This window comes from Vibrio sp. 2-2(8) (assembly GCF_963888495.1).
In the GTDB taxonomy this organism is placed as follows: Bacteria; Pseudomonadota; Gammaproteobacteria; order Enterobacterales; family Vibrionaceae; genus Vibrio; species Vibrio anguillarum.
Map to the genome: position 1 here is coordinate 42,270 of NZ_CAWPJM010000005.1, position 7,900 is coordinate 50,169.

Genomic DNA, 7,900 nt, shown 5'->3' on the forward strand with positions numbered 1-7,900 from the left:
TGTGACTTGGCGCTACCGAACTAAGCGTTGACCGCTTTTGAAGGACGAGAATAGAGCGCGGAATCGTTACGATAAGGGACAATATAGCTTTCCCCTTCTTCTGGGTGGACGATTTGATAATACTGCGGCAGATTGAAGTTAATAAGTTTAGCGGAGAGTGGGTTACCGTCGCGCACTGAGGTATAAAAGCTGTTGACGTTAGTGATCATCTCATCTTTTTCGCCGCTGAACTGGTGATAGACTTCAATTTGGTTCGACTCATCCAACACATAAATGTTGAAGCCTTTATCGGTATCTTCAAAGAAAAACTGCACTAAGCCTTCACTAGCAAAACCATCGACGATTTCCGGCAGTTGATAATCTTGATCGCGATCGAGCATTAACAGCGGTGAACCTTTCAATTTGTTGGTTGAAATACTGCGGTAAAAATCTACCGAATTTTCCAACTTCTGTACCGAAACCCCTCGCCGCTCAAAAAACAGGCCATACATTTGATCGCCAATGCGTAACGCTTTAAAACGGCGACGTTTCTCTTGCTCTACCGGTTTCAAACGCAAATCGATACATTCCGCCAGCAACTGGTACACCATGTTGCGCATCACGCCACGCAGACTTTTGCTGTAACAAAATACATCGACAGACTCTGGCGGTAGCGCATCTTGGTGCATTTTGCCAAGCACGGTTTTCAACGCGTCGAGCATCGCCGTTTCGCCAGTAAAATGGAGAGTCCGTACTTCATGCCACGAGTTGCGATACACTAAATCGACACTACCGACTAAGCTTTTTTGCTCAGATCCGAAACTGAAAATATCTATATTTTTCAAATCAATTTTGAGCGATTTACCGCTTAATTCCGCGGTAGGATCATTTTCAAAGTTAATGAACATCGCCAGTTGGCTGATTTCACAAGGGCTCGCTAAGGCCTGCATGGTCGGCCGCCGCTTACGCAACGAGAAGGTATTACGCAAATCGCTAACCATTTGATAGAACTTATCAATATCCAACTGTGCGTCACGTACTACTGAATGCAAATGAGTTGATTCCGTGATCAAACCATTGAAGAACGCCCAAGAGACCAGCTTACTGAGGTATTCATTATGCTCAAGGAAAGGTTGGCCAATCATACGATGGGCAACTAGAGGCTGCTTATACAGATACCAGCCCGCTTTATTGGTTCGCCCTTCCCGAACTTGAATGAACGAGAGATCCGGCTCGTGCAGATCTGGCGAAATTTGTGGATTCAGCAGAGTGACTTTACCCGGCAACACCTCAAACACCGCATACAACTTACGTGCGAGGATTGAAATATCTTGTGGGCTAATGGCCGAGGTGATGTCATTACGGCGTGCAAACTGGATCAAGTTTCGATAGCTCAGCATCAACGCATCTAACAACGCATGATGGACGACTTTAACTTGTTCAACTTTCCAATTACGGCGATTGTCTAATTCTTGAACAACAGATTCCGACCAATTCCACTGCTGAATCATGTGGCTTAATGCTTCTCGACGCCATGCCACTGAGCCTAAGCTCGGCTCACGGGATAACTTTTCATGCGTTTTGAGATAAAAACAACGACGCACCAGATCAAGACGGGCAGAATCACCAATACGTTCAAGGTAACGCGTCACTTTTTCAAGCATCAAATAGTAAGCATCCATACTGTACAAATCAGGTTCATGAGTAAAAAACCGTCGTTTGGTATCAATGCTTAATAATTGCGTGTGTGGGTACTCCCACGAATACGCCTCAAGCAGAATCGCTTTTAACACTGACTTGTAAGGCGAGTCGATGCTTTTATAAAGCTGCCAAAGGTTTGCGCCGAAATACTCTTCAGCAGGAATGCGGTTCAACTTACCAAAATCGATCCATTCACTGCAATTAATGTAATCATTGCTGCACAATTCGTGCACGTATTCGTCGTAGCACTCTTCCATTTCAGGAGGCACGATTTGCCACAGTAAACGCTTGCCTGCCAAGCGAACAGCAGAGCGATAGAACTCGTCTAATAGCAGGAGATGTTGCGATGAACCGCAGTTTTCGCCTGTCATCTGCTCAGAATGATTACTGCGAAAACGTAGCTCATCCATCAAGAAAAAGTTAGCTTCCACCCCTTGGCTCTTTGCCCAATCAGTGATCAACAAACATTTGTTGCTTAAGCTTTCCCGCTCATCACAGCTCATACTCGATGCTACACATACCCAAATATCTAAGTCACTCGAGGTGCTTTGACCAATCGACGAGGTACTGCCCATGGTATACAGAGCAAGAATAGCGGGGGAATCAGCGGTCGGTAAGGGTTGACCTAAGGTGAGTTCTGTATCTTCAACCAGCTGACGTTGGATGCCGTTAGGCTCAAAACCATAGACACCATAAGGGACTTTTGCATCGTAGTAGCCGGGAATAATCGGGTGATTGAAGTGCAGTAATGCAGGAATGAAATGAAATACACGTTGACTTTGCAAATCCATAAGCGCCAGCGCACGCTCGGTACGTTGCTGGTTGAGATTGTCTAATCGTTGAATTAACGTCTTGGTGTAAGCCTGCAAGGTTGATTCCTTGGTTGAAACATTAACACGCGCTTTGATTATATTTTATTCTAAAGCACCAAAAAAACGTGATCAATCTAACATTTTCTTTCCATTTGGTAAAGCCCTCTCGATGCATATCACACTCAAGCAGAGCATGCCTACAATGCGCTCCAATGACCTTGGCTATAGTGTCGTAGCTATTTACACTTTGTCGTAATAGCTCATTATATAAACGAGATATAAATCACACAATTTTGACCAATTTATGCTATCTCTTCATCAATCCTTCACAGCGACGATCTAGTAGTAAACCTTTCATAGCGGGAATGATAGGATTAAACCATCCATTACCTACACTCGGGATTATCATGACTCACGCAACACCCATTCGAATCGCCACACGTAAAAGCCCGCTCGCCCTTTGGCAAGCTTATTATGTTAAAGATGCGCTGCAAGCGGCTCATCCTGGCCTAGAAGTGGAATTAGTGACCATGGTAACCAAAGGCGACGTCATTTTAGATACGCCTTTAGCTAAAGTGGGTGGTAAGGGGCTTTTTGTCAAAGAGTTGGAAGTCGCTATGCTTGAAGGCCGTGCCGATTTAGCTGTGCATTCAATGAAAGATGTTCCCGTCGATTTCCCTCAAGGGCTTGGACTAGTGACGATTTGTGAACGCGAAGATCCACGTGATGCTTTCGTTTCAAACACCTATCAAAGCATTGAACAACTGCCTCAAGGTGCCATCGTCGGCACCTGTAGCCTACGTCGCCAATGCCAACTCAAAGCATATCGACCAGACCTTGTGATTAAAGAATTGCGTGGCAATGTCGGTACTCGTCTTGGAAAACTCGACGCAGGTGAATACGATGCGATTATTCTCGCCGCAGCAGGTTTAAAACGTTTGAAGCTTGAAGATCGCATTCGCAGCATTATTGAACCAGAACAATCGCTTCCTGCAGTAGGGCAAGGTGCAGTCGGGATTGAATGCCGTTTAGATGACGAACGTTTAAGAGCATTGCTTGCGCCACTCAACCATTCTGACACGGCTGATCGCGTGAAATGTGAACGAGCCATGAACCTAACATTAGAAGGCGGTTGCCAAGTACCTATCGGTAGCTACGCATTGCTCGATGGTGATCATATTTGGCTAAGAGCATTAGTCGGTGAGCCTGATGGTTCTAAGATTGTACAAGGTGAGATTCGCGGCCACCGCTCCGATGCCAAGCAACTAGGAGTCACGCTTGCCCATCAATTGCTCAATGATGGAGCGCGAGATATTCTGTCCAAACTCTACTGCGAGCACGAATAAAGCATGACGGTGTTGGTCACTCGTCCCAAAAATCAAGGGATTGAACTTTGCCAACAATTAGCGGATCTCGGTATCCGCTCCGTTCACCATCCACTGATTCAGATTAATGCAGGAGCCGATCTCCCGTATTTACTCCCAGAACTTCAGCAATGCGACATTATTATTGCGGTTAGCCAAAACGCGGTGACGTTCAGTCATCAATTTTTGCAAGATCATCGATATTTTTGGCCAAATGACGCCAGATACCTTGCCGTTGGTCAAAAAACCGCACATGTTTTCAGCAAATTAAGCCAACAAAAAGTACACTATCCGCAGATAAGTGACAGTGAACACCTGCTTGCCCTACCGCAGTTGCAATCAATATCGGGCCTTAAGGTGATGATTTTACGTGGTAATGGCGGACGTGAGCTCATCCACGACAGCTTAATCGAGCGTGGTGCTGATGTGGTGTATAAGGAAGTGTATCGACGCGATACGATCACCCTCTTTGCCGCCGAATCGATATCTCTGTGGCAGCAACAGCAAGTCACTCAGTTAGTTGTCACCAGCTCAGGTCAACTCAATTTTATGATGGATCAATTCTCTGATTCACAACGACTCTGGCTGCTAAATTTAGCTCTTTTTGTCCCAAGCGAGCGAATTCGACAAGAGGCGCTGCACATGGGATTTGGGTGCGTCACGAACGTGGGAAGCGCCTCCAATACAGAACTCGCGGCTAGTATTAGCCAATCTAGACAGGACTCTAAGCATGACAAGCAAAAATAATAACCCGCATATTGAACCTGAAAAAGCAGCCACACCTCCTCTGGTTACAGAAAAAGACGCAACGGATAACCTTGATTCACCAAAAAGTTACGTGCAGGATCCCACGTCTCAGCCTGAAGAAAAGAGTGATAAACGAGCAAAGCGCAGTATCAAACTTTCTGTTATTGCAATTAGCTTATCCATCATTTTCAGTGGTGGTATAGCCTATCAAATGCAGAAAAAAGACGCCTTTTACCAAGCCAAAATCAACGCATTGCAGACTCAATTAACACAAACCCAAAGTCAGCTCGCGGCTGAAATCAATCAAATAAAGCAAGAAACACAAGCCAAAGCGGACCAACTCACTCACAAAACTGACGTAGCCTTGAATCAACAGCAAAAAAGTATCGACAGCTTGCAACTGGCGATAGCTGATATCAAAGGCCGCCGTCCCAACGACTGGCTACTAGCAGAAGCTGACTACTTAGTGAAACTAGCAGGCCGTAAACTTTTTCTAGAACATGACATCGTCAGCGCGACCAAGCTAATGGAAAGCGCTGATCAGCGTATTGCTGAATTGAATGACCCAAGCTTAGTGCCGCTACGCAAAGCCATGGCGCGTGACATTACTCAGCTCAAAATCATCCCATTGATTGATCGTGAAGGGCTAGTGTTACGCTTAACAATCTTACAGCAACAAGTTGACACTCTACCGCTGGCCAATGCCATGTTGCCTGAAACTCAGCAGCAATCAGCACCACAAGTTTCCGAAAATATTAACGACTGGCAAAATAATCTCGTTAGCTCATTGAAAGACTTCTCGGAGAACTTCATTACCTTCCGCACTCGAGACGGTAATGCCATTCCGCTACTGTCACCTGAACAGCACTTCTATCTAAAAGAAAATCTCAAAGCAAAATTAGAAACCGCCATTAAAGCCGTATACGCAGAACAACAAGAAATTTATACAACGGCACTGAACACAGCAGATAAATGGTCAGTCAGCTTCTTTAATTCCGATGATCAGAGTGTGCAGCAGTTTAATCACGCGCTATTGCAGCTCAGTAAACAAAATATACAAGTGCAATATCCAGTTAAATTTGAAACTCAGCACGAACTTGCTGATGTCATCACTGAACGCCTACGCCGTGAAGTCTCTCCAATGAGCGTTACGGAGGATAAGTAATGTTTAGAGTCATCTTTCTTTTTGTAGTATTAGGGACCGGTTTATTTGTCGGAACCCAATATGCTGGCCAGCAAGGTTATGTTCTTATCTCTATAGCTAATAGAACAATAGAGATGAGCGTGACCACCTTAGTGATCTTTGTGATTGCACTCCTCTCTGGATTATTTAGCTTAGAATATCTCCTCAAAAAAGCATTCTACGCCAGTTCAAACACATTAAACTGGTTCAGCGTACGTAAGTTAAAGCGCTCTCGCCGTTATACCAATGAAGGTATCATTAAACTTCTAGAGGGAGACTGGAAGCAGGCAGAAAAGAAAGTCACTCGCTGGGCGAACCACCATGATATGCCGCTGCTCTGCTATCTTGTTGCATCGGAAGCCGCGCAGGGAATGGGCGATAGAGCAAAACGAGATCACTATTTAGATCTCGCCAGTCAACAAAGTAATGCAGGCCTAGCCGTTGAATTAACTCGCGCCAAGCAGCAAGTACGAGAAGGAGAGTTTGATCAGGCGCTAAGCACTTTATCAGCATTACAAGCCACTCATCCGAATAACACCATCGTGCTCAACTTACTCAAGACAACATACGTGCACCTAGAACAGTGGCAACCGCTGCTTGAGCTTTTACCTAAGCTCCAAAAAGCAAAACAGATTAATGCGGACGAGAGCCAACAACTGAACCAAAAAGCACAATGCGGTTTACTAAAAAACGTGGCCCAGCAACAAGGTAGCGAAGGCTTAATCAATCATTGGGACAAGCTCCCAAGGAAAACCAAAAACGACGTCATTTTAACTCAATGCTTCATCGAACAGTTGATCCAACGAAAAGCAGACTCGGAAGCATTTACCGTCATTAAAGAAACATTAAAAAAACACCCAATGCCAGCTCTGTATTCATTATTGGCAGAGCTCAATTTACCAGATAGATACCCAGCAATTTTGTTGTTACAAGAAGCCATTAGTAAGGATAGTGGTAACGCCGAAGCACACAGCGCACTGGCTCAATTGTATATGAGAGAGCAGAAATGGGCGGAGGCGCAAAGCCATTTGGAAAAAGCGTTATCGCTCCGTGCCAATGTATCTGATTACGCTTATCTTGCCGATAGCCTTGAAAAACAAAACTACCCTAAAGCCGCCGCAGAAGTCTCACGTAAGGCACTGACCATGATAGAGCATGTTTAAATGGCAATCTAACTAAGCACCTAAAAATAACCTTATACCAATTAAAGAAAAGTACGATCTCATTAAGGCTATCTAGCTATTGTTAAATATCACGATGGATAGCCTTAATAGCACCGATTTTAAAACGCTGGCGAGCCAACAAAAACCATCCTAATTCTACTATTACCCGCTTGAACACCTGGGATTTCCTGGATAATTTCTTGATCAAAATGCCATTTGACTTAAGGCCGAGCACGGCACAAAACCTCGAACTGTGAAGCCACAGCTATTTGAATATGCGTATTTATTTGGGTCGGCTTGGGTCAGCATGCCCCTAAAAATGAATAGGTGAGGCCGTCGTTATAATGAATGGTGCTGGTAGGTATATAAGTGCAGTTTAGTCATGTTAGTGTCATCACGTTTCCTCCTACTCACCGTGCTAAATCCAATAGAGCAAGTGTGCAGTTAGCTCATGCTAACCAACAAAGTTTTGCGGATCACGACGACATTATGTCTGAGGTGTTCAATGTGTAAATCGATTTTTGGAAAGTACAGATAGGGTGATCAAGATATGTTCGAGAGATTGAATTAAGCTATTAATTTTCCAGATTGGCATGTTGATATAAAACGAAAAAAAACCGCTGTAAAAACAGCGGTTTTTTCTTTAAAAGTGGCGGAGAGATAGGGATTTGAACCCTAGGATAGCTATTAACCATCGCCGGTTTTCAAGACCGGTGCTTTAAACCACTCAGCCATCTCTCCACAAATTGTCACTAAAAATTAGTCTTACTTTGATAATGCTATATTTTTAGTTTTGCTTTCATATTTTTAATGATATGTAAGCGATATTCAAAGCCTGGCGATGTCCTACTCTCACATGGGGAGACCCCACACTACCATCGGCGCTGTTGTGTTTCACTTCTGAGTTCGGCATGGAATCAGGTGGGTCCACAACGCTATGGTCGCCAAGCA

Annotated in this window: 5 protein-coding genes, 1 tRNA gene and 1 rRNA gene; 4 read left to right on the plus strand and 3 right to left on the minus strand. The window is 44.5% G+C overall.

What is annotated here, in order from left to right:
* Positions 1-20: 20 nt before the first annotated feature.
* Positions 21-2,549 carry a class I adenylate cyclase gene (locus tag AACV12_RS02030; RefSeq protein ID WP_170901383.1) on the minus strand — a complete coding sequence of 843 codons (2,529 nt, stop codon included), beginning with the start codon at positions 2,547-2,549 and terminating at the stop codon, positions 21-23.
* Positions 2,550-2,899: 350 nt separating this feature from the next.
* On the opposite strand from AACV12_RS02030, the gene hemC reads away from it, so the two are divergent.
* From hemC to AACV12_RS02050, 4 genes are read left to right on the plus strand one after another with little or no spacing between them, the layout of a single operon-like run.
* Positions 2,900-3,838: a hydroxymethylbilane synthase gene (gene hemC / locus AACV12_RS02035; protein ID WP_026028588.1), complete on the plus strand. Its 939-nt coding sequence runs from the start codon at positions 2,900-2,902 to the stop codon at positions 3,836-3,838.
* Positions 3,839-3,841: 3 nt separating this feature from the next.
* Positions 3,842-4,603, plus strand: a complete 762-nt coding sequence (locus AACV12_RS02040) for a uroporphyrinogen-III synthase (protein WP_170901385.1) — start codon at positions 3,842-3,844, stop codon at positions 4,601-4,603.
* Positions 4,587-5,768: a uroporphyrinogen-III C-methyltransferase gene (locus AACV12_RS02045; RefSeq protein ID WP_170901387.1), complete on the plus strand. Its 1,182-nt coding sequence runs from the start codon at positions 4,587-4,589 to the stop codon at positions 5,766-5,768. The genes AACV12_RS02040 and AACV12_RS02045 overlap by 17 nt, the downstream gene beginning before the upstream one ends.
* Positions 5,768-6,949 (plus strand): heme biosynthesis protein HemY, encoded by a 1,182-nt coding sequence (locus tag AACV12_RS02050; RefSeq protein ID WP_017044530.1) that lies wholly within the window; start codon positions 5,768-5,770, stop codon positions 6,947-6,949. Before AACV12_RS02045 ends, AACV12_RS02050 begins: the two co-directional genes overlap by 1 nt.
* A gap of 650 nt (positions 6,950-7,599) precedes the next feature.
* On the opposite strand, the gene AACV12_RS02055 is transcribed toward AACV12_RS02050, so the two are convergent.
* Both AACV12_RS02055 and rrf read right to left on the minus strand, forming a co-directional pair.
* Positions 7,600-7,690, minus strand: a tRNA-Ser gene (locus tag AACV12_RS02055).
* Positions 7,691-7,782: 92 nt separating this feature from the next.
* Positions 7,783-7,898 (minus strand): 5S ribosomal RNA (rrf, locus tag AACV12_RS02060).
* Positions 7,899-7,900 lie beyond the last annotated feature (2 nt).

What these genes read in the sequence shown, in the direction of transcription:
- AACV12_RS02045 (WP_170901387.1), top strand. Translation starts at nt 4,587, where the DNA reads ATGACAAGCAAAAATAATAACCCGCATATTGAACCTGAAAAAGCAGCC.
- hemC (WP_026028588.1), top strand. Translation starts at nt 2,900, where the DNA reads ATGACTCACGCAACACCCATTCGAATCGCCACACGTAAAAGCCCGCTC.
- AACV12_RS02040 (WP_170901385.1), top strand. Translation starts at nt 3,842, where the DNA reads ATGACGGTGTTGGTCACTCGTCCCAAAAATCAAGGGATTGAACTTTGC.
- AACV12_RS02050 (WP_017044530.1), top strand. Translation starts at nt 5,768, where the DNA reads ATGTTTAGAGTCATCTTTCTTTTTGTAGTATTAGGGACCGGTTTATTT.